1 protein-coding gene is annotated in these 486 nt (G+C 58.0%); it reads left to right on the top strand.

Translation table 11 applies throughout. The features are described 5' to 3' along the window. Nucleotides 1-411, top strand: a 411-nt coding sequence (locus ACYP5B_RS48850) for a CoA-transferase (RefSeq protein ID WP_459574673.1), incomplete at its 5' end; no start/stop codon positions are given. Nucleotides 412-486 lie beyond the last annotated feature (75 nt).

Raw genomic sequence — 486 nt, forward strand, 5'->3', positions numbered from 1 at the left:
GGAGGCGCGTTCTTCCATCATGCCGATTCCTTTTCCATGGTGCGCGGCGGACATCTGGACTACTGCGTACTGGGCGCGTTCCAGGTATCGGTCAATGGCGACCTGGCGAACTGGCACACCGGGCAAGCCGACGCCATTCCAGCGGTTGGCGGTGCGATGGATCTCGCGACTGGCGCGAAGGATGTCTACGTGATGATGGAGCATCTGACTAAACAGGGCGAAAGCAAGATCGTCGAACGATGCTCCTATCCCGTCACCGGGATGGGTTGCGTGAGCCGGATCTATACCGATCTGGCGGTTATCGATATCACGCCTTCGGGCCTGGAGGTCGTCGAGATCTGCTCGGACATATCGTTCGACGAACTCTGCGAATTGACGGGCGTCCAGATGCTCCGAGGGGCAGTCGGATGAACTCAACCTGCAAGCCCGGATGACGCCCTGGATTCAAACCAAGGGAACTTCGCAACGAACGTTGTCTGTTCAATT

The organism is Cupriavidus sp. 8B (assembly GCF_054589115.1).